17 protein-coding genes are annotated in these 22,306 nt (G+C 64.0%); 6 read left to right on the forward strand and 11 right to left on the reverse strand.

Annotated features, from left to right (window positions below; translation table 11 throughout):
* The 3 genes from NTV05_11590 (at position 1) to NTV05_11600 (ending at position 4,678) form a co-directional block, all read left to right on the forward strand.
* The gene (locus tag NTV05_11590; GenBank protein ID MCX6545036.1) at positions 1 to 1,857 is read left to right on the forward strand and encodes an asparagine synthase-related protein; all 1,857 of its coding nucleotides are present in this window, start codon (positions 1 to 3) and stop codon (positions 1,855 to 1,857) included.
* A gap of 27 nt (positions 1,858 to 1,884) precedes the next feature.
* The gene (locus NTV05_11595) at positions 1,885 to 2,979 is read left to right on the forward strand and encodes a glycosyltransferase (protein ID MCX6545037.1); all 1,095 of its coding nucleotides are present in this window, start codon (positions 1,885 to 1,887) and stop codon (positions 2,977 to 2,979) included.
* A gap of 331 nt (positions 2,980 to 3,310) precedes the next feature.
* The gene (locus tag NTV05_11600) at positions 3,311 to 4,678 is read left to right on the forward strand and encodes a glycosyltransferase (GenBank protein ID MCX6545038.1); all 1,368 of its coding nucleotides are present in this window, start codon (positions 3,311 to 3,313) and stop codon (positions 4,676 to 4,678) included.
* A gap of 139 nt (positions 4,679 to 4,817) precedes the next feature.
* Here the strand turns inward: NTV05_11600 and NTV05_11605 are convergent, their stop codons facing one another.
* The 10 genes from NTV05_11605 to NTV05_11650 form a co-directional block, all read right to left on the reverse strand.
* The gene (locus NTV05_11605) at positions 4,818 to 5,963 is read right to left on the reverse strand and encodes an NAD-dependent epimerase/dehydratase family protein (GenBank protein MCX6545039.1); all 1,146 of its coding nucleotides are present in this window, start codon (positions 5,961 to 5,963) and stop codon (positions 4,818 to 4,820) included.
* On the reverse strand, positions 5,953 to 6,993 hold the full coding sequence (locus NTV05_11610; GenBank protein MCX6545040.1) for a Gfo/Idh/MocA family oxidoreductase: 1,041 nt from the start codon (positions 6,991 to 6,993) through the stop codon (positions 5,953 to 5,955). The genes NTV05_11605 and NTV05_11610 overlap by 11 nt, the downstream gene beginning before the upstream one ends.
* A 66-nt stretch (positions 6,994 to 7,059) precedes the next feature.
* On the reverse strand, positions 7,060 to 7,335 hold the full coding sequence (locus NTV05_11615) for a hypothetical protein (GenBank protein MCX6545041.1): 276 nt from the start codon (positions 7,333 to 7,335) through the stop codon (positions 7,060 to 7,062).
* A 41-nt stretch (positions 7,336 to 7,376) separates the two neighbouring features.
* Entirely contained in the window at positions 7,377 to 7,790 is a 414-nt protein-coding gene (locus tag NTV05_11620) for a class I SAM-dependent methyltransferase (protein ID MCX6545042.1), read from the reverse strand.
* Positions 7,791 to 7,976: 186 nt separating this feature from the next.
* A complete protein-coding gene (locus NTV05_11625) occupies positions 7,977 to 9,419 on the reverse strand; it encodes a lipopolysaccharide biosynthesis protein (GenBank protein MCX6545043.1) in 1,443 nt (480 codons plus the stop codon).
* A 344-nt stretch (positions 9,420 to 9,763) separates the two neighbouring features.
* Positions 9,764 to 11,779 carry a hypothetical protein gene (locus tag NTV05_11630; GenBank protein MCX6545044.1) on the reverse strand — a complete coding sequence of 672 codons (2,016 nt, stop codon included), beginning with the start codon at positions 11,777 to 11,779 and terminating at the stop codon, positions 9,764 to 9,766.
* Positions 11,780 to 11,793: 14 nt separating this feature from the next.
* Positions 11,794 to 12,993: a hypothetical protein gene (locus NTV05_11635; protein MCX6545045.1), complete on the reverse strand. Its 1,200-nt coding sequence runs from the start codon at positions 12,991 to 12,993 to the stop codon at positions 11,794 to 11,796.
* On the reverse strand, positions 12,990 to 13,994 hold the full coding sequence (locus NTV05_11640; protein ID MCX6545046.1) for an AAC(3) family N-acetyltransferase: 1,005 nt from the start codon (positions 13,992 to 13,994) through the stop codon (positions 12,990 to 12,992). Before NTV05_11640 ends, NTV05_11635 begins: the two co-directional genes overlap by 4 nt.
* A 32-nt stretch (positions 13,995 to 14,026) precedes the next feature.
* On the reverse strand, positions 14,027 to 15,970 hold the full coding sequence (asnB, locus tag NTV05_11645) for an asparagine synthase (glutamine-hydrolyzing) (GenBank protein MCX6545047.1): 1,944 nt from the start codon (positions 15,968 to 15,970) through the stop codon (positions 14,027 to 14,029).
* A 48-nt stretch (positions 15,971 to 16,018) separates the two neighbouring features.
* The gene (locus tag NTV05_11650) at positions 16,019 to 17,356 is read right to left on the reverse strand and encodes an O-antigen ligase family protein (protein ID MCX6545048.1); all 1,338 of its coding nucleotides are present in this window, start codon (positions 17,354 to 17,356) and stop codon (positions 16,019 to 16,021) included.
* Between the two features lie 48 nt (positions 17,357 to 17,404).
* Between NTV05_11650 and NTV05_11655 the strand changes: the two genes are divergently transcribed.
* The 3 genes from NTV05_11655 to NTV05_11665 are packed head-to-tail and all read left to right on the forward strand — an operon-like array spanning position 17,405 to position 20,750.
* Entirely contained in the window at positions 17,405 to 18,376 is a 972-nt protein-coding gene (locus NTV05_11655; GenBank protein ID MCX6545049.1) for a glycosyltransferase, read from the forward strand.
* An 8-nt stretch (positions 18,377 to 18,384) separates the two neighbouring features.
* Positions 18,385 to 19,539 carry a glycosyltransferase gene (locus NTV05_11660; protein ID MCX6545050.1) on the forward strand — a complete coding sequence of 385 codons (1,155 nt, stop codon included), beginning with the start codon at positions 18,385 to 18,387 and terminating at the stop codon, positions 19,537 to 19,539.
* Positions 19,536 to 20,750, forward strand: coding sequence for a glycosyltransferase (locus tag NTV05_11665; GenBank protein ID MCX6545051.1), 1,215 nt, complete (start codon positions 19,536 to 19,538; stop codon positions 20,748 to 20,750). Before NTV05_11660 ends, NTV05_11665 begins: the two co-directional genes overlap by 4 nt.
* Here the strand turns inward: NTV05_11665 and NTV05_11670 are convergent.
* Positions 20,728 to 22,224 (reverse strand): hypothetical protein, encoded by a 1,497-nt coding sequence (locus NTV05_11670; GenBank protein ID MCX6545052.1) that lies wholly within the window; start codon positions 22,222 to 22,224, stop codon positions 20,728 to 20,730. The genes NTV05_11665 and NTV05_11670 overlap by 23 nt on opposite strands.
* Positions 22,225 to 22,306 lie beyond the last annotated feature (82 nt).

A 22,306-nucleotide genomic window follows, 5' to 3' on the forward strand; every position in this document is an offset into this window, starting at 1 on the left:
ATGGCTGCGATCCTCGGCGTTGTGGGTTCACGAGCGGCCCAGTCGGATGCACTGATCAGGCAGATGCACGCTGCCTTGGCGTTCCGCGGCACGCAACTGGCGACGGAGCGGGGCCCGGGCTACGCGCTCGGCGCGTCATGTCATCCGTACGAGGTCGGCCCGTTTCTCGTTGCGAATCAGGCCGGCACGGTGTTCGCCGTGTGCGAGGGCGAGTTGTACAACGCTCGCGACCTCGCCAGGGCTCTCGGCTCCCCTGAGGCGTCCCGGGGCTTCGAAATCGTCCCGGCGCTGTTCGAGAAGAGAGGGAAGGACTTCCCGCGCGAGATGAACGGGATCTTCACCATTGCCCTCTTCGACACCAGCACCCGGACGCTCTACCTCGTTCGCGACCATGCCGGCTCCCATTCCCTCTTCTACTCTGTCACCGGGGACGCGACGTGCTTCGCCACGACCATCCCGGCCCTGTTCGCCACCGGCCTCGTGGAGCGGCGGCTCTCGCCGAGCGGCCTCGACGGCTACCTCGCCTGCCTCGCCATCAGTCCGCCCGAGACGATCTTCGAGCGGATCATGTCGATCCGTCCCGGCCACATGGCTATCGACGCGAATGGCGTAACGTCGGAATACTGCTACTGGCCGTTCCATGCGGTCATGGAGGACCGGACCCGTTCGGAGGAGGAGTTCGCGGACGAAATCAGGCAGGTGTTCACCGATGCGGTGAAGATCCGCGCCGCCGCTCCCGGCACGTTCGGGGCTCTGATCAGCGGCGGCGTCGACACGACCGCCATCGCATCCATCCTTGCTCAGGATGCCTCGCGCGGTGCGCTGCACGGCTTCTCCATCGTGTTCGACGAACTGGCCTACTCGGATGCGGCCCTCCAGGAATACGTGTACCGGGGCCACAAGGTGGAGAGACACCAACTGCTCCTTACCCCGGACGCGTTCCGCGAAGGGCTGATTGCCGGCGCCGCGCACCTCGACTCTCCTGTCAACGACGTTGCCTACGTCGGGATGTACAAGGCCATGCAACTGGTCAGGGAGGTTGGCCTCGAGGCGGCGTTCGAAGGTGAAGGGTCCGACGAGATCTTCTGTACTGGGCACTCCCACGGCGAGCGCTCCATTCAGCCATTCATGGCGGTACCGGAGTGGCTCCGGCGATCGACGCTCGGCGTTGTCTTCCGAGGTATGCCCACCGGCGGCTCGTTTGCCCACAAGGTCCGCCGGTTCGGCTGCCGCCTCGGCATGCCCACCTACGAACGCCTCTCAACGTGGCCGCCGGTCGTCCACAACCCGTTGCGTCGCAGCCTGCACCCGGGCACCACGAACCCGACGTATGGCTACCCCGCCACTCGGCACTACCTGTCCACGACGGCCGTGAAGGATCCGATCAACCGGTACAATTACCTGCTAACCCGGTTGTTCCTCGCCGACGACCTGCTGTACAAGAACGAGCGCATGTCCGCGGCGCACGGGATCACAAACCGAACACCGTTTATCGACTACCGTCTGATGGAACTTGGGTTCGCGGTGCCGGCGCGGTTCAAGCTGCAGAAGCCAACCGCCACCCAGGACATGACGAAGCTCATCTTCAAGAAGGCGATGGAAGGCATCGTCCCGGAGGCCATCCTGCGCCGGAAGAAGGCTCGCGGGTTCAGCCAGCCGACCAGCGTGTGGTATCGGAAGGACCTGAAGGACTTCGTGTCGGACCTGCTGACGGGCCCGGACAGCAAGATCTCACGATACCTCGATGGCAAGGAAATCGCCGCCGTCTGGAACACCCACGTATCAGGAGCGGCCAATCTGGACTACCCCGTCAATGCGCTCGTGATCCTGGAGCTGTGGATGCGCTCCCACCTCTAGCCGTTTCGACCACTGCCGAATCCGACTATGGACCAGAAGCACATCGTCCACGTGTTCCACGGCTTTCGAGTCGGTGGATCCGAAGTGAGAACGTGCCAGATCATCAACGGCCTGGGCGACCGCTATCGCCACACCATCGTCGCACTCGACGGCGACTTCACCGCGGCTGCCCTGATTGACAAACAGGACAGCGTCACGCTCCTGCACGCTCCGGGCTTTGCCGAACGCTCGTTCCTGGCAAACGCTGCGGTGAGCAGGCGATGGCTGGAGCGCCTCCGTCCCGACCTCCTGATCGCATACTCGTGGGGCGGATTCGAGTGGCTCGTCGGCAACAGCGTACGCAAGGTCTGTCCGGATGTGTTCTCGATCGAGGGCTTCATCACCGACGAGGCCGACGTCGAACTGCCCAAGCGCCGCATCGTGCGCCGCATTTTCGCGGGCCGCTGTACCCGGCTGCACGCGTGTTCCCTGCGACTCCAGACGCTTGCGCTGACCTCGTGGAAGGTGAGGCGAGACAATGTCGTCTACATCCCGAACGGCATCGATCTCGAACGGTTCTCGCCTCGTTCAACCCCTAGTCGGACCTCGCCTGCGGTGCTCGGCATCGTGGCATCCCTAAGTTCGGTGAAGAACCACCTCCTGCTGCTCGACGCGTTTCGGCGCCTGCCTCTGGGAGCGGCCGAACTCTACGTCGTCGGCGACGGTCCCGAACGGAGCCGACTCGCCGCGCAGGCCGCGGACTACGGGGTCGCGGCCCACATAAAGTTGATCGGTCACCAGACAGAACCGGCGCCGTTGCTCCGCACATTCGACGTCTTCTGCCTGTCCTCCCGGAGCGAGCAGATGCCGATCGCCGTCCTCGAAGCCATGGCAACCGCCCTACCCATCGTCAGCACCGACGTGGGCGACGTGCGTCAGATGGTGTGCGAGGGCAACAGGCGGTTCGTCGTCCCACCGAACGATGCCCCGGCGTTCGCCGCGGCGATCGCTGAACTGGTTGCCGACGCCCGCCTCCGCAGCCTCCTCGGGAGCCAGAACCGACGGCGCTGCGAGGAAGAGTTCGGATTCCCCTTGATGCTTCGGAGGCACAAAGACCTCTACGATCGCTGCATGGGGGCGTAGAGCGGACCAGATCGGGCGAAGACAAGGCGAACGCCACTCAACCAGCGGTGCTGCTCAGCCGATAACGTTCGTGTCCGAATCGCGAGGACAGTGACTCCGGAACTACGCAGAGAATCCGGCGCTCACCTGATTGTCGCCGCCGTCAGTTTTCTAGCCGTTGCACGGCACCTGATGTGTGACGGCGTCCGCCGCTTGTTCTCGTGGCTCGTCAGAGCAAATGCGGAAGGATCCGGCAGAAACACCTGATTAGCGGAAACGCCGGAATGAATGTGCCGATCCCCAGCGGATCATGCCGAGCCTCTCAGGTCAGGGGACAGGCGTGGGTGGTCAAATGAGAGAAGAGATCGAGCGGACCCAAGACAGGCTGCGAAGGCGGTGGGGCCACGAATTCAGATTCTGGGTGGACAGGGCCAGGGAGCTCGTCCAGTTTGATCTCCCACTACTCACGGTGCCATTGGCATACGTTCTCTTTGGTGCCGCGCTCATGCTGCACGTGTTCGGCCAAACATCAAGGGCCGTGGCGCTGATGTCGACCGTTCATCGAGCCGGATACTCGCGGCGAGTCAGTTCGTTTGTCGAGGCCTTCCTGCGAGGTAAGTCAAGGGAGACACCTATCTCAGCGGCGTACCGCCAAGCGGCACTGGACTTCTCCCCGAATAGTGGGACGGTGCAATTCTTCTCTGATCCGCTTAGGATCATCGGCAGTCGATTGCTGGTCGTCAAGGAATCCTCGCCCCTTGAGCGTGGCGTGATCATCATCGACTACTCTCTGACGTTCTTCCTGCTGGCAAAGCTATTCGACCTTGAGGCGATCACAGATCGTTACTACTTGGTACTCGAGCCGAGTTGGAACGGATACTGTACTCCAGAGATTCTCGTCTACACTCAAGTCTCTACGCCAGTGTTTGTGCAGTGCAGCGAGCCACGCGACGCGGAGTTCATTGAGGGGCTGGGGACCAATCTGAGGGCAGTTTCAACTGCGTCGAATTGGTGGATCGACCATCGAGTGTTCCGACCTCTCCGAGGCGTTGAGAAGGACACCGATTTGATAATGGTGGCGGGTTGGGCCGGATTCAAGAGGCATAGGGCGCTCTTTTCGGCACTGCGAACGAATCGATTGCGAGGCCGTCGCTTGAAGACAGTGTTGGTAGGGTATGCCGTTGAGTTCACAAAGCAGGACGTCTTGAACCTCGCGGAACACTGTGGCGTGGAAGACCAGGTCGAGGCCTACGAGGGGATGCGACCGCCGGAGGTCAATGAGCAGTACAACCGCGCGAAAGTGAACATCGTGTGGTCAAGGAAAGAGGGCTGTAATAAGGCAATCATTGAAGGGATGCTCTCCGGTGTGCCGTGCATCTTGCGGGAGGGGTTTAACTACGGATTCCGGTATCCCTACATCAACAGGATGACGGGTTGCTACTCGTCTGAGAGCCGCCTTCCAGCTACATTGCTCACGATGGTGGAGAGACACCGGGAGTTCTCGCCGAGAGAGTGGGTAATGCAGAACATGACACCAGAGCTGGCTACGGAGGTGCTGACAAAGAACATCCGCGATGTATCACGATCGAGAGGCGAGCCTTGGTCACGCGAATTGGCCATTAAGACGAAGTCGTTGAATCGCATGGACTACATGAACCCGCCGGATGCCCAGCGCTTCAACGCAGACTACCAGTTCCTGAGGACGACTCTCCGTCGGTGAGAGAGGCTCACGCCCACCGAGTCTCAGTCGCCGATGTGACCTGAGCGCGTGGTCGTCTCGGCGTTGTGTGCCTGCGCAACCCATAGATCCCCAGACAGCGATCAAGGATTCGGAGGCAAGCTGAGGCTCCCGCCTGGCCTCACGATCGACCTACGCCGACAGACTCCATCCACTGTGCAATCGTCTCCAACCCTCCTGGGTAGCTCAGAACCGGCTGGAATCCAAGCTCACGCACCGCCTTTTCGGGCGAATGGAACGGACGTCGAATCTGCGCCCGGATCCACGGTTCGTCGATCGAGAATGGACGCCTGGGTTTCTCGTGGGGGATGAAAACCGGGCCCTCAACCCGGCCACGCACCGTCTGCTGAAAGCGGATCGGAAGACGGTTGAACGTCTTGGACGCCAGGCTGTTCAGTCGCCCGAACACCGGCAGCATGGACAGCCCGTTGCGAAACTCACCCGAGACCGCGATTCTCAAGTGGTCGCCGATCCCCGAAGGCACCTTCCGGGGCGTGAGATCAGCGACAATCTCGTCGCGTGACACCGGCACGAATTCACACTTCAGCCCGGTGAGGCCCATCATGTCGTCGAAATATTGCTTCCAGCTCACCGGACGCAGCTCGTTCACGAAGTACCGCTCCCCGGCTCCCTTGTCCACCCGCACTGCGGTCAGCATGGCCTCGACCAGGTTGTCGACGTGCACCAGGTTGCAGGCATTGCTTCCGTCCTCAACGAGTCCAATGACGCCTCGTTCCAGCGCCCGGGCGAGCCCGAGGGAGAACGGGCTGTACGGTCCCGAGATATTCGACGGACAGAAGGCGTACGACGCAATCCCTGACCGGCGCAACTCGAGCACCATTTCGTCCTGCTTCTTCTTCACCAACCCGTAACCGGACGCTTTCCTGGCCACGGGACAGGATTCGCTCTGGCTCTCCGAAGGCGGATCGTCACCGTAGATGGCGATGCTGCTGAGGTGGATGAGCTTCCGGACGCCGTTGCGTTTCGCCGCGTCGATCAGGTTCTTCAGCCCTTGAATCATCAACCGATCGTCGCCCCGGCTGCAGTTGACGACCACCGAGTGGCCGGCAAGCGCCTCGCGTGTCTGCTGAGGATCGAGCACATCGACTGTCTTGAACGTCAGAGGCAGCCGGGCCAGCCGCGCGGCGCTGCCCGAGCCGTGTATGAACGGCGTAAAGTCTCGATTGCCCTCGAACCACAACCGTTCACAGAGCGCGGAACCGACGAAGCCCGACGCGCCAATGACGGCGAGCCTGTCATTTGCCATGTGTCTTCTCCCGCCGACCGTACCTGACCCACGGCTCCGGCAGCTCTGTTCGGCAAGCGTACAGTTCCTCGGTGAGTTTGACCGATCGCGCGGCGAACCAACCGTCAACCAGGGGCGGTTTCCCCGCGCGAACGCAGTCGGCGAACTCATCCAGTTGGATTAGGAAGTAATCGGGCGGCGCCTTCGCGTCGGACGACTCTCGCTGAAACAAGTGCATCTCCAGGTCCGGTCGATCTTTGGGATAGACCTTGATCTCCTCAGTCGCTGCCTCCGGCCATTCGCAACGGTACAGGTCGCTGTCCAACGTGAAGCGATTCTTCAGCACGACGGTCTTCGAGAAGAAGAACGTCCCTTCAAACGGTCCACCGGGCGCCTGGAAGCGGAGCCGCGCCTTGCAGTTGGCCTCGACACCGCCCCGGCTGTCATCCTGGAACTCAACGATTTCAGGATCTCCGAACCAGTACAGCAGCCTGTCGAGAATGTGTGTGCCCGTGACAACGAGCACCCCGCCTCCGGTGCTCGCGCGGTTTAGGTTGTAGCCCGACAGCGGCGCCCAGCCGCCCCGCGTGCCGAACTCGTAGTGAAAGCTCCGCAGCGTCCCGAAATACCCGTCGTCGATAAGGCGCTTCATCAATTGCACGTTCCCCTGATGACGTGTGCGGAACCCAACCGAAATGAAGGTCTTGTTCTCCAGGGCGAACTCGCACAGGCGAAGGGCTTCTTCGTAGGTCGTGGTGATCGGCTTCTCGATCAGAACCGGAATGCCGGCACCCAGGGCGATTCTCGCCACGGCCGCGTGCGTGTGGTTTGGCGTGGCGATCAGGACACCGTCGGCCCGGTCGAGGACTTTCTCGAGCCGATCACTGACCTGTGCCTGGCACACATACTGCCGAAGCAACGCCGCGGCACGGCTCACATCCGAATCCACCAAAGCTGTCACTTCGACCTTCGACGAACGAAGGGCGGATGGCAGATGAGAATTCGCGGTGATCGCACCGCAACCGACGATGACAAGTCTCAAAGGAGTCATGACCGTATGAGTGCCCCACAAAACATCTGCGCGTTGCCGTTTTCCGCATCGACCGAGTGGCAGCGTCTACTCGCGCACCCTGAAGAGCATGAGAACCCAGGCCGGCCCGGGCTTTGCCCTGGCCTCTGCCCGCCAGATAAGCCGCTGCAAGACGTAGCCGAAGACGTTCGGCCTCACCGCCCTGGCTGTCACCCCGCAATTGGGGCACAGACCGAAAATGTGGTCGGACCAGGCACCGCCGAGTCTGTTGGCCGCTGCGTACAGCCAGTCAGGAGCATAACCGGTGGCGCGCCCGATGAACTCGGTCCGCAGGCTGACGGCCGAATCGAACAATCGTAGCAAATCTCCCTCTTCAAAGGAGCGACGATGACCCATTCTGTTGCCTATGAATCCGCAGTGCGCGCATTCTCGTTCCACACACGTTGCCGGTACGGCACCGTGACCAGGATGTATCGGCGACAGACGCGCTGCATCTCCTTCACGCCGCTCGCCAGAACATCCGGTGGGAGATGTTCGAGCACCTCGGTGCAAAACACCACATCAAAGGCGCGATCCCTGAACGGCTGGTCCTGAATATCCGCGAAGGCGAGCTTGTATCCCTGATGCGCAGGCACACGCCTTGGCAGGTCGATGCTCACCAGGTCCATTCTTGCGCGCAAGCGGTCCGTTACGAGAAAGTCGTAGCACCCGATTTCGAGACCGTTCGAGATGTCCGCCGGCAGCGCTGCGAACGTTCTCTCCAGTCGTTCCTGCTCCAGAGACGGAATGGAACACGCCCTTTGCTTTTCAGTGCTCATGCCCGACCCTCTCGGCCAAAGATGCGTGACATGAGCAGACACGCACGGTCACGAATCCCCGTCCGCGCGCCGGCTTGCCGATCCTCGCTTGCCCTGTTCACGTCCCCAACTTCAGCACAGTTGTCGCCCCGCGACGCGTCCTCATCCGGTTCAGCCTGGCCTCATTCCGCACCCACGGCTGTCGCTTCAGAGTTCTGCGAGGGCGTCTGAAGGGCGCACCATCCTCCACAACCGTGAGCCGTAGAAGGCCCATGCCCAGACGGAATAGGTCGCACCGCCGAGGACGACCTTGACCCCCAGGCGGTACCAGATGCCGAGATCTCGCCCGGCCAGGAACATCACTCCAAGCACGACGCCCGCCATGACAATCGAACCCGCCGCGGGCCGCCACAGGGAGGACAGGTAATCGAGCGCGCGCGTGTCAGCCGTGCGAAGCGCGGCGACCGTCGAAGGAAGAGAGAGCAGGAGCGGATTTCCGACCAGCCAGACCATGGCCACGCCAGTGATTCCCCATCGGGTGCCAAGGTAGAAGAGCGGCGGGAGGGTGACGAGGCCCCACAGGGTGATCCGCATCACCACCTTGGTATTGCCAGCAGCAACGAGCACCTGGTGCATTACGCTGTTGAGCATGCGCACCGCCAGCGCGAGCGCGAGGATGCGGAAGGCCGGAACCGCCCCAAGCCACTTGTCGCCGAGGAGCACTTGCACGAGCTCGTCCGCCACAAGGGCAAGGCCGACCCCCATCGGGAACGCCATCACGGCCAGGCCCTCGGACAACGCCAGAAGATAGCGCCGCAGTTTATCCTTGCTGTCGCGGACGGCGGCCAGCACGGGATAGGCCACCTGCGATGCAACGGCGCTCACCTTCTCTACCGGTCGCCCGGCCATTTCCCAGCCGACCTGGTAGAACCCGAGCGGAGCAGCCCCAAGGCATCGTCCGATAATCGCGAAGTCGGCGTTGCGGTAGGCGTAGGACGCAACCCTCGACGTCACCAGCTGCAGGCCGAAGACAATTGCCGATCTGACATTTGGCACCAGCAACGGAGCGCCGATAGGGTGTGGTCGCGCCGCCGTCGTGATCACGGTGCCTGCCACCGCCCCAATCACGCTGCCCCACACGAGAGCCCAGTACCCAAAGCCGGTGAGCGCCAGGATCAAGCTGACCAGCGCGCCGACCAGCACTTCGCCCAGATTGAGGGCCGCCAGCAGACCGAACCGGAGGTCGCGCGTGAGCAACGAAGTGGGCACGACGCGAAAACCCGCTGCGATGAAACTGAGGCTGAACGCCCAGAGCACCGGCTGCAGCCTGGGCTCACGATAGAACGCGGCAAGCCACCCGGACACCGCAACCGACGCGAGGCAGCAGGCCAGGCCGACCAGCACCGAGACGCCGCCCAACGAAGCAACCTCCTGGCGGGTGAGGTCCCGGCGCTGAACGACGGCCGCGCCGAGGCCGAGCTCGTTGACCAGCCTCAGCAGCCCCATGTATAAGTTCGCCATCGCGACCAGACCGTAGTCCGCAGGGGTCAGCAGGCGGACGACCAGGAGCGTGACCCCCCAGGCCACAACCTGCCCGCCCCAACTGCCGGCGCTCGTCCATGCCAGTCCTCGGACGAGAACCCTATCCATCGATTTGGCCACGGGCTCCTCGTCTGTGCCGGGCGAACCTCGTCATGGGTGCGTGCGCTCCTCCGCCGGAGAGTCCCATCAGTCGGGCTACACTCCGAGCGTCCGTCCCTGAAAGCGAATCATGCCGTCGTCCAGCATGACCGCGTCCTTCATGATCGTCACCGCCGCCAGAACCTCATTCTCACGTCCCTCGACGAGATCGTCCACGAACCGCCGCACCTGCTGGTCGACGCCCTAGTGGAACCTGGTCGACCCAGTAGACGGCGGCCGCCATCGTCGTGCCCCGGCTGCTCTCGATGCCATGGCTGGGTCGCAGCTGATGTCGATTATCAAGCGCCTCGGCCTCATCCTCTTGAGGTCGTCTCGGTCCACGATGTGGTCGGTCCGGAACACGTCCCACAGCACCGCGTCGACGACCACGTCGCAGTCACCGATCTCCTTCCTGATCCTCTCGGTGGACGGACTCGGCTGGTGTGTCGCCAGCAGGTTGCCACAGCCGTTCCCACTTGGTGCGACCTCGACCACGACGACGGGCGAAGCACCCATCGGCTGCACGTTGTTGTCACATGTTCTGCACGAGGGTCCAGCACGTCGCTCTGGTGCGGTCCTGCGCCACGACCTCCATCAGGGGTCCGAGCGCCCACATCGTTTGTGCGGCGAATCCGTCGCTGAACGCCGCGGCACGCCGTCTCATCGTAACCCCTCCCAGTCAGTAGGCCGCCGAGCGTGCCGCTCACATTGGCAGATGCGGTCTCCCGCTCGAGTTGCCGGTAGCACCCCAGGTAGCGCTCGTCCACGAACCGCGCAGGGTACCGTGGGACGTCGGGAGGCATCGACCGACTGCCTTCGTATACGCTGAGCTCGGGGTCGGCCTTCTCGAGGCAGGCCCGCTGCATGAACACCGCATATTTCTGCGCGGGATTGAACGCCAGAAGTCCCCGGACGTGATCCAGATCGAGATACGGGCAGACCGCGACGTGACCCGGCGGCAGCATCTGCGCGGTCCAAGGTGCAGTCTTCCGCCGAGACTGAAGAAGCAGAAACGCGAGCTCCGATGCGTTCCGGCCGTCCGGCAGCTTCGTGAGGTATCGCAGCAGGTCCACACGCACATCCGCAGCCGACGGCCAGGCGTCCGAAAGGACCCGGTCGTGACTGTCCCCAACAAGGTCGTCCGCAATCAGGTCGCGATCTCGCTCGGGATGATCGTGTAAGCCCTGAATCACGAACCCTGAGTTGCCGAGCACGTCGCCCGCCAGGCCGTCCATCACGAAACAAGGCTCGGTCGGCAGTTGCATGAGGAACGGTACCATACAGGTGTTCTCACCCGTTTCGGCGTCGACGATGAGGCGGCGTATGCGGTCGTACCCGACGTAGTCGTGGACGTCTTCTGGCGTGCCGATCCGCGAGTTCTCTTCGGTCACGCGGTGTCGAAAGCCGAAATCCCGCCCCATTCGCGCGGCCACGCTGGCATCAACGTCGAACGACCGCTTGTGGAAGACGCGGTTCGTCATTGCCTCGAACCGCACACCGCTCTTCAGGAGGCCGCCGAGGATTCGGCGGCTATCCCAGCCGCTGGAAAGAGCCAGCAGCGGCAGCGCGCCATCGAGCCGAAGGCAGCGTGAGAGCCCTGTGCCGAAGGCCTCTATCGCTTCGGAGACAGCCGTATCGTTCACTGGGCGCTCTCCCGCCGGCAGGCCCGCATAGTCAAACCAGGAGGCCGCGTGCCCGCCCGCTTCGTTGAAGCTGGCCACGTGTGCTGCCGGCACACACCGCACGCCCTCGATCAGACTGCGGTCGGCGGCGAGAAGTCCCGATTGGATCAGACAGCGCCACGCCACGTAGTCCGGACGATCATCGGGCGTCGTGAGATACCTCGGGCTCGTCGCGAAGAGCACGGTCCGGCCGATCGTCCGGTAGTACAGGGGCCCGATGCCGAACGCATCCGCCACGAGCTCCAGCCTCGCCCCCCCATCCGCAATGACGACTGCCGAGAAGACACCGTTGTGTTCACGGCCAAGCGGCTTCGTCCAGTACGCGAGGACCGCGTCGCTCGGCGAGTACGAGTGCGCTGGCGGTTCGAGCACGTAGCCCCGGAACGCGACAGCGATGGTCTCGCCACCCGGCGGCGCCCCCACGTGGACGAGCGAGGAGTTCCCCGGATGGAGAGGCGATCGGCGCGCGGCCACAAACCAGTTCCGTCTGGCAGCCGTTTCGACTTCGGACAATCGTCGCAACGCCGCGCAGTCCACACTGAGCGTCGCCGACGGATGCCACGCGCCGAAGAAGTAGTTGTCGCTGAGCTGCGGCGGATGAGGGGGCAGATCGAAGCGCAGTTCGATAGTCGACTCCACGTCAGTCATTGCCGCTCCCCGCTTCAACCCATGACCGCGTTTGCCGAGGAAGAGCGCTGGCCGAAGCCGCGCTCAGCCAGCAACGCGTCCACGAAGAATTTCGTCGCCCAGTTCAGCACCATATACTGCCCGTATTCGCCCCAGACAGGCCAGGACCCTGCAACGCCGCCTCGAATGGCAGGATCTCGCGAGCTGACATCGTGGTGCGCCAGCAGGTAGCGATTGACGCACGCGCACGCCTCACGGTAATGCTCCTTCCCCGTTATGCCGTACAGCTGCGCCCAGACGACCGACATCTGCGCGCTGCCGGTCAGGCAACACCAGTCGACCGCGCCCTGGAAATCGGCGGTGATCCGGCCGGGGATGAAGCCGCCACCGTCCATCAGCCGGATCAACGCGTCTGCGCTGGCCGCCGCCGCCGACAAGAACTCGCTCCTGCCGGTCAGCAGCCCAATCCCGACGAGACCCTGCAGCGTATACGCGAGCGTGTGCAGCAGTGGACGATCCGGATCCGTGAGGCAGCAGCAGCTGAACCATCCGTTGTCGGTCTGGTGTCGCAGCGCCTGCTCGGCGTTCCGGAGCGCCCCCTGCACCCAGGCGGGATTCTCGAATACAATCCCCGCGCGGCAGAGTCCCCAGGCGGCCTTCACGTTGTAGACGGTGGACCGGGGATTGGCCAGCGGCGAGTTGCCCCTGATCCACTCGCCGCCCGGCTCTTGCATCTCCAGCAACCAGTCGGCAGCCCGCCGTGCCGCGGCCTGGAACCGGTCCTCGCGCGTCCTCTCGAAGACGGCCACCCACCCAAGCAGCACCTGCCCCGTGTTGAAGACGGCCGGCCTGGGCTTCTCGGTGACCCGTCCGGCCATGACCGCGCCGCAGGTCATCTGCACGTCGATCTCCCAGTCGGCAGCTTCGATGGCCCGCTCCTCGAGGTCCGCGTTCGAGCGCGCGTCGGCCGCCCTGAGCAAAGTCGGGATGATGTAACCGGTGGTTTCGGGATAACTGGGCAGGAAGCCGCCGCCTAGCCGTGTACCGTACGAGAAGCCGCGATCGTTGCCCGCATCCTGAGCCCGACGCAGCCAGTCGATCGCCTCCCGCAGGTGGAGCTCCGGATCGAGGTTGCCGGCCGCATCCGAGTACAGCCTCCCGAGCGTCTGCTTCTCCCAAGCAACGGTCGCCGCGTTCCGGACGCGCCTGGCCGCTCCTTTGACGGTCCGGATCATGCCAGCAGCCCCTTTCGCTCGGCCTCCGTCAGGGCCTCGAGCGAGTATGCTTCCTGCCACTCGGCGAACGAGCGACGGAGATCGTCGCACATGCGCGCCTGCCACCGCTGCAGGTCAACCGCCATCACCTCCCCGGGACCGCACGGCGCGATCCTCAACGTGCCGTCGCGCTGGAGTGCTTCCTGTCTGGCCGCCAACATTTCGGCCGCCTTCGTTCCGGCCAGCCGGGCGAGGATCTTCTCGCGTCGCGCAGCTGGAAATTGAAGCACGTAGTCGGGAAGCCAGAGATACCTGGGTTCGCCGGCGGCGCCGGGAACAGCCGGGTAGAGCGGCAGCCTCGGACGATGGATGCGCACCTGATACGTGCGGACTGCGCCTGACGCGTCGTACCCGCGCGCGGGTACGGTACCCGGCAGGAACAGGTTCGGCCACTCAACGAGTTCCTGGAGCCGGTGGACGTGGCTCGTGCTGTTCGTGTGAAGCACCAGGAGCACCGCGTTCGGCAGTCTCGAGTAGCGACCGTAGGTGGAATCGTCGCCGAATGGCGTCGGCGAGTTCTCGCTACCATCGATGAGCGCGACCGCCTGAGGGCCGAACGCCAGACACGGATGCGTCGGATGGTAGCCCCGGAGCACTCCGGGGACCCGGCGAAACGCCTCGCTCAATGCACCGCTCTGCGACGGCGTCGTGTCGCGCTCGAACACCGGATCTTGCTCGAGGTACTGGAGGGTCGAATCGCTGAACGGGAAAGACGGCATCATCGCCGTGCAGTCTGGCACCGCCTTCTGCAGGGCGGAAAACACCGAGGTGAGGCCGTCGGGGAGAAAGCCGAACCCGCTCATGGCCGCATGCACGCACACCACCGAGCCGGCAGGGATCTGCAGCGCGCCGAAGCAGCAAATGAAATCACGCTCCCCGGTCCGATCGAGGACACGTGCGGCCTGGCGTGCGCCCCATCGCCGCACGCCTTTCGGAAATGCCCGCTGTTTCAGTTCTCGCATCCAGCCGAACGGCTCCACATCGCCTCCGCCTGCTACGCGGGTCCTTGTGCCGTCACGGTCGCCCCGACCGAGCCCTGCCCCTGCCGGACGGTCCCGGGCCGCTTCCGTGCCCACCGCTCGAACACCCAGCACGCCCACAGCGGGTACCAGTGGTTTGCCTCGCCGCGCACGTGCTGGTCGTACAGCCGCCGCAGGTGCTGCATGTCCATGTGCGATGAGATGCACGCGTCGGCTGCAAACAGCTCATCTGCCAGCACTCCGCGGTATGGTCCGGCCAGCCAGGTCGCGACCGGAGCCGTGAAGCCAAGCTTGGGGAGTCGCGACAGGCGCTCTGGCAAACGGCGCCTGGCGAGCGCCCGCAGCAGGTGCTTCCCGCGCAGGTCTTTCATCTTGGTCTCGGTGGGCAGCCGGAAGGCGAACTCGACGACGCGCCGATCGAGCAGCGGGCAGCGGACCTCGAGGGCGTGCTGCATGGCCATCCGGTCCACCTTCACGAGCGGGTCGTTCGGCATATACACCTTGAGATCCGCGTACTGCGCCCGCTGCACCGCGCTCGGTGACGAGCAGCGCCGGTACGGCGCGGTGACGGCCTCGTAGATCGGGCTCTCGCGCGGATCTCCGGAAGGCGTGCGTCCAAGCAGACGCCGCGTGGCGGCCGGCTTCAGGAAGCAGAGGTCGTTGTAGTACGCGTCGCAGGCCTGGCGTCCAAGGTTGTCGAGGATCGTGCCCAGTCGGAGCGGCTTCGGGAGCCCGGGATGCCGGGGCCAGACGGTGGCGAGGCCCCGGGCGGCCGCTCGGCCGAACGCACCTGGCATGAAACGCCGCGCCCTGCCCTCGAGCGCATGCGGCACGTACCTGAAGTCGTACCCGGCGAACAACTCGTCGCCGCCGTCGCCGCTGAGCGCGACGGTCACGTGCTCGCGGGCAGCTTTCGACACGTACCACGTCGGGATGGCCGACGAGTCGGCAAACGGCTCGTCGAAGGCGGTCACGATCGGGCTGAGGACCTCCTCGAGACGCGCCTCCAATGTGTGGGGATGGTGGCGCGTATGAAAAAACTCCGCGGTGAGCGCGGCCGCCTCGAGTTCGTTCTGCGTGTCGTTGCTGAAGCCGACCGACGCGGTGACGACGTCGCTTCCTGCTCCCGCCATGTACGACACGACCAGGCCGGAGTCGATGCCACCCGAGAGGAAGGCACCGAGGGGCACCTCGCTCTCGAGGCGCTCGGTCACCGCCGCCGCCAGCAGGTGGTCGAGTTCCTCGAGCACTTCGTCTTCGGGCCGCCGGTCGGTGTCGAACTCAGGAACGTCCCAGTACTGGCGCGTCTCGACCTTGCCGTTCGACGCGAGCAGCCAGTGGCCGGGCTCGAGCTTTCTGACGTTTCGGTAGACGGTGTCGGGCGCCAGGAAGTACCCGAGTGACAGATAGCCTTCGAGGCTGCTCAGATCCACCGACCCGTCCCAGGCGGGGCTCGCGTAGAAGCACTTCATCTCGCTGGCGAAATGAAAAACACCCCCTAGGACCGCGTAGAACAGCGGCTTCTTGCCGAGACGATCCCGCGCGACGAACAGTTCGCGCCTGGCCGAATCGTAGACAGCAAACGCGAACATTCCTTCGAGGTGGCTGACGCACGCCGTGCCGTACTCCTCGTAGGCGTGGAGAATCGCCTCGGTGTCCGATGACGTCTGGAAGACGTGCCCGCGCGCGACCAGGTCGCGGCGCAGGTCGCGGTGGTTGTAGATCTCGCCGTTGAAGACAATCCACCGGCTCCGGTCCTCGTTGGGGATGGGCTGGTCGCCGGTCGCGAGGTCGATAATCGACAGCCGACGGTGGCCGAGAGCCACCACCTCGTCGAGGAAGGAGCCGCCGGCATCCGGTCCCCGGTGACGAATCGCGTCGGTCATTGCCGGCAACGCAGTCCCGTACCGCGGGTCCAGCGGCCCGTCCAGCGCCATCACGCCGCAGATGCCGCACACGTCAGCGTTTCCTCCACGGCGCGGTGGCAGATACGAATCACCGGCATACTACACGCCCGCGGCGCCCGCTGGCGCCGGCGGCCCAACGGGCTGCGTCTCTGTTGCTTCCCCTGCGAGCACGCGCACGGAAAGGCGGTCAAGAGCGGCGAGCAGGGCAAAGGTCAACCAGGTCAGGTCGTTCAACGCGAGGGCAACGAAGGCTCCGCCTACGACGAAACCAGCCATCGAAGCGACCAGTGCGTTCGACATGGTGAACAGGAAGTGCCGATCGGCGTCCGTCAACCCCGGGGTCGAAGCACGCCGCCTGATCCTCCATGCAATTCGAACAGCCAGGGCAAAAACGCCAGCCCACAGGATCGCGCCGGGAAATCCCATCTCCGCGAGCACCTGGAAGTGGCTGCTGTGTACAGAGCGGCCGGTACCGTATCGACCCCCGGAGAAGTCATGCGCGTCGTAGGCGTACTGGAAGTTCCACACGCCGACACCAACGGGGTGCTGCTTTGCCATCTCCACCGCGACCTGCCAGAAATGCAGGCGGCCGAGGGCGGACTCGTCGCCAACCTCCTGGTACGCCCCGATTGTCTGCATGCGTTCAACGTAGCCCGCCTGGATCGGGACGAAGGGCAGCACGGCGGCGAGCCCCAGGACGAGTCCACCCATCGCAAGCAGCCGCCGCTTCTGCAGGAGCACAAGCGTCAAGCTGGCCGCGGCGAGGCCCAGGAAGCCGCCTCTCGAGAACAAGCTGACGACGGTGAAGGCGCTCAAGGGCACCGAGGCGAAGAACGCTATCCGGACCCAACGCTCGAAAGACCCACTCTTGGACAGGTTCTGGGCGGCACCCAGGAGAAGGGGCATGATCATCACCGTCCCGAGCGCGTAGCCGTTGTTGTCGGCAAATGCCCCGCTCAATCCCTCGTAGAACTGCACGCCTCCGCCGATGAGCGACGCCAGGCCAGCCTTGGCGGGATGATATCCAAACGAGCCGGCGATAACGGCCACGGCAAGGACGAACCTTCGCTTCGTGTTGACCATCGTCACGAGCAGCAGGCACACCAGGATGAGCCGCGCCAGGAAATCGAGCCACTGCCATCCGATGTCCGGGCGGACTGCGCCGAACTGGGCGAGCAGTCCCATAGCGAGGAAAAGAACGGATCCGATGCTCAGCGGATGCGTGAGGTTCGGCAGGATCCCCGAAAACAGCGCCGGAACGACCAGGAGCACGCCCAGTACGAGAGAGAACCTGAATTGCGAAACGTCAATCCACACCCATTCCTGCGGTCTGAAGAGCGCAAACCACAGGTAGACGAGGAGCGCAGCAAAGCGGTTGAACGCCGCCGCCACGGTCCCGACGGTCATCATCACGATGAAGGCGATCGTTCGTAACACGGCTCATGTAGGATAACATTAGATGCTACGAGAGCGAGCCCGCCACCGATGCAACCACCTGGCGCTTTGCGCGTGTCCGTCGTCATTCCAGTGCTCAACGACGCGACAGGCCTCCGTCGCTGTCTGGCAAGCCTCCGGAACAACGCCGTCCCGTCCGCAATCGCGGAGGTCATCGTGGTAGACAACGGGTCAGCCGACGGCTCCTCTGCGGTTGCTCGAGAGGCCGGCGCCTGCGTCCTCGAGTCCCCGGGGCTCCGCGTTGGCCAGCTTCGAAACCAGGGTGCAGCGGTAGCGCGCGGGCAGATCCTCGCCTTCGTCGACGCCGATCACGAGATTGTATCGGGTTGGGTCGAAGCCGCCTGTAGGCTGCTCGCCGAACGAGGCGTCGGCGGCGCCGGAGCGGCGTATCTGGCACCCGCGGGCGGAACGTGGGTTCAACGCATGTACAGCCGTCTCCGAAGCCGCCCGCCAGGGCGTTGCGACGTGGAGTGGCTCGGAAGCGGCAACCTGGCCGTCAGGCGGGACGTGTTCACCGAGCTGGGGGGCTTCGACACGCGGCTGGAAGTCTGCGAGGATGTCGATCTGTGTCAGAGGATTCAGGCGACCGGCTGGCGACTGGTCAGCGACGAGCGGCTCGGCAGCATTCACCATGGCGATCCCGCGACGCTCGGCGCCCTGTTCCGATCCGAGTTGTGGCGTGGGCGCGACAACCTGCGGGTCAGCCTGCGACGCCTGACGCTGCGCGGCCTGCCCAGCGTCGTCATTCCGCTCGTGGATTTGGCATGCCTTGCGGTAATCTCCCTTTCACTGGCCGTCGCGGGCTGGAGTGGCCTTTGGCTGGCCGCCGGAGCGGCGCTCGTCGTCGCTACGTCAGCTGTGCTCCGCGCTGCCCGCCTGCTGCGCTCTCCCGGATCCTCGGGCCCACTTGCATGGATTCAGGCGTTCTCCGTTGCGATCACCTACGACGTTGCGCGCGCGCTCGCCCTGGCTTTCCGCACACGGCATCGGCGTTCCCGGTAGGGGGCATCATGGCAGACCCCATCCGCGTCCTCGAGCTCCGAAGCGTCCGGGGCACCGGGGGCGGACCGGAAAAGACCATCCTGCTCGGCACGAAGCGCACAGATCCCTCGCGGTTTGCGATCACCGTATGCTATCTGCGAGACGAACGGGATGAGGCGTTCAAGATAGACAATCGCGCGAGACCCCTCGGCATCGACTACGTCGAAGTGTTCGAGCGACATTCGCTCGATTGGAGGATTTGGCCGCAACTCAGGCGCCTTGTTCGCCACCGGAGTATAGAGATCATTCACGCCCACGACTACAAGACCAATCTGCTGGCCCTCCTGCTCCGCCGCGCCGAAGGTGTCATCCCCCTGTCCACAGTGCATGGGTGGTCGGGGTACAGTTCCCGCGAACGGTGGTTGTACTACCCGGCGGACAAGAGAATCCTCGCGAGGTACCCCAGACTGATCGCCGTTTCAGGAAAGATTCGGGACGAGCTCGTGCAGGCGGGCGCCAGACCGCATCGGATCACGATCGTCTTGAACGGGATCGACCCAACGCTCTTTCGACGGGATCGCGCGCAGGAATCGACGGTGCGCAGCGAGTACGGCGCGACGAGAGACGACATCGTTCTAGGCAGCATCGGTCGGCTGGAGCCAGAGAAGCGATTCGACCTGTTGATCGAGGCGTTCGCCCGCCTGGTTGCCAACCGTGCCCATCTGAAGCTGCTGATCGCGGGCGAAGGGAGCGTAAGGCCGCAGCTCGAGAGTGCCATAACGCAGCTCGGGCTCGGAGGATCTTGCCGCCTGCTCGGCCAGGTCTCGAACGTCGCGAAGGTCCATCATGCGTTCGACGTATACGTCCAGTCGTCCGACCGCGAGGGCACGCCGAACGCAGTTCTCGAAGCCATGGCGATGGAGACCCCGATCGTTGCGACGGATGTCGGCGGAACGGTTGAAATCGCCCGGGACGAAGTAGATGCGCTCATCGTGCCGCCGAGAAATGTGTGTGCGCTGCAATCCGCCATAGAGCGCGCCATCTCGGACCCAACCGCCACGGCCGCGCGAGTTGCAGCAGCAAGAAAGCGCATCGAGGGACCCCTGTCGTTTGAAACGAGGATGAAGACAGTTGAAGGCATCTACGAGGCATTGATGGCCAGGCGCGCAGGCGGGGCGGCATGAGGATCGTCTTCCTCACCCACCGGCTTCCTTACGCCCCGAACCGCGGCGACCGCACTCGCGCCTTCCACGAGCTCCGGCTGCTGACCACGCGTCACGAGACACATCTGCTCTCGCTGGTGCACGATCGGGAGGAGCGCTCGCACGGCCGCGACCTCCACGGCACGGTCGCCAGCGTGAGTACCGCGCTCGTGCCACGGTTCCGGAACCTCGCCCGCGGAGCATTGAGACTCGCCACAGCGCGTCCTCTGACCCACAGCCTGCTCGACGCTCCACAGGTTCTCCCGATGCTGGAGCGTCTTGTGTCGCGGGTTCGTCCAGACCTCGTGATCGCCTACTGCTCCGGCATGGTCCGGTTTGCCTTCGAACCGCCGCTTGCAGGTGTCCCCTACCTGCTGGACATGGTGGACGTGGACTCTGAGAAGTGGGCCGCGTTGGCTCGGACTGGACCTCGTCTGATGCGATGGATATACGCGCGAGAAGCCAGAGAACTGAAGCGGTTCGAGGCTGAGGCGACCTGCCGCGCGCGGTGGACGTTCGTGGTCAACGATCGCGAGGCCGCCAGCCTGCGGGCGCTGGCGGGACAACATGCCCGGATTACGGTCCTGCCAAACGGCGTCGACCTGTCTGGCCTGGCGCCGGTTTCTCCGCCGGCGACGTCGAGCGACGTTGTGTTCTGCGGTGTGATGGACTACGCCCCGAACGAGCAAGGGGCTCTTTGGATGGCGGGCGAGGTGTGGCCCCGGGTGACGGCAGCGCGGCGAGAGGCGCGCCTGCTGCTCGTCGGCGCCAACCCGACGAGGCGGCTGCTGCAGTTGCCTCGACGGGACACGTCGGTGGTTGTGACGGGCTCCGTGTCAGACGTCAGGCCTTATCTGTGGAACGGAGCGGTTTCCGCGGCGCCCTTGATGATTGCGCGGGGAGTCCAGAACAAAGTGCTGGAGGCCGTAGCGGCTGGTCTTCCGGCGGTAGTTACCCCCGTCGTTGCCGAAGGACTCCCGGTCGAGGTCATGCCCGCTTGTCGCGTGGCCGGCTCACCCGAGGCATTCGCCGAAGCCCTGACGAACCTGCTGGCGCTTGCCCCTGGAGACCGTCGCCGCATCGCGAGCACCGCTCGCCTCGGCGATATGCAGTGGGACCGTCGCCTGCAACCGTTGCTGGATACGGTCGAACGCCTTGCCGTACGTTCCCCTAGCTCACCGAGAAGAAACTGAGGACCGATGCGCGGGGGGCCGTGCCGTACTGCATCCAGATGATCTGCCTCGCCGTGGCATCCCATTCCGCGCCACCGTAGTCCGTATTAGGACCGGTGACTCGTGGCTGGGTCGCATTACCCAGCAGGCTGTAGAAAAGCGGAATATTGGCTCCATTCGTGACGTTCGTCCGCATGTTCACTTCGTGGGCGTACCGCATCCCGGGCTTGCCAAGGTACGTGTCGGCATACGGACACCGGGTACCCGCATAGACCTCAGCAAAGTGGTCAGGGTTGAAAATCCGCAACCACAAATAATGCTCAGATGCCTTGGGACCATTCCCGGGATCTGGGTTGGTCGGCAGGGTTGGGTCAACCAGTGTTGGATATGGGGCGTCCCCCTTTGGGTTGTGGTGCCAATACCCACATCCTCCCTGCCCCTCACACCCAAACATAATCAACCCATGCTTGGCTCCTGTGTCGACCCACACTGCACCCTTGACGCCACTGATCATCCCGGTTCCGTTCCAACTCCCCTCGCCATCAACAACGGTGTAGGACGTACTATCGTCGGTTAGTGCATCATAGTAGTTAGTCGAGCTTCGCCTTGCGCCGCGTCGAGCCAGGGGCGATAGCGGACTGTACTCAGCCAACTGTTTCACCATCGGCACAGGGTTAGCCATGCCGGTGGTAAAGTCGGCCATGGCGTGGAGGTTCGGTCCCAACGGCGCATCGCCGTTGTAGCCCGTATGCCCCGCGCCGATCAGGAACTTCGCGCCATTGACCAGTGACCGCTCGTCGGGCGGGACTGGAATGATCCACTGATTGACCATGCGTGCGTATGTATAAGCCGCGCGAATGTCAGTCGTGACATAGGACCACGGCCCGTACTTCGTCCCGACGTTGCGGTAGACGCCGGTCTTCACGGTATCCAAGAGTTGAACGGCGCCCCACGCTGGTACGTTCAGACCCGCCGAATATGGCCCGTACGCCGCAAACCAAAGCACCCCGTGAGCGTCGTCCCAGTAGAGGTCACTAATGGTGCCTCCCTGAGCAAAGGTGCCGCTGATGTACCACGCGGGCGCCCAATCCGCCGCCGCCCAGCGTCGCGTTTCGATCATGGCGGGGGCATTTGCCATGTCAGTGCCGGTATAGAGCGTCGGGCTGGCCGGCGCTTTCATCTCAACGATGTCGCCAGGGATTCCCACGCCACCATTCCATTCATGGAAGAGGAATCGGCGTTCACCGCTCACATAGCGCAGACCCAAGGCCGGGCCGGAATATGATCCGTTGAACGTCCCGGCGGTCTTCCACGCGCCCAGCCACGTCAGGTCCCTCGGGCTGATTACACTTTTCGACCCGATCCTGACGTTCCTGGGGGCAGTTATCTGGCCGAAGGCGGGAAGAGTCCCCAGAGCCGCCACCGTGCCGGCGACGGATGACTTGAGCACAGTTCCGAGAAAATCACGACGATTCGGCTTCTGGTCTTTGGGCATGCGCGGCTCCTCGACGAATGATGATACTCCCCGCCCCGTGGTCTCCCCAAACTGCAAGGAAACCCCACGAGGCGGACAGTGC

Source organism: Acidobacteriota bacterium, assembly GCA_026393755.1.
In the GTDB taxonomy this organism is placed as follows: domain Bacteria; phylum Acidobacteriota; class Vicinamibacteria; order Vicinamibacterales; family JAKQTR01; genus JBAXOX01.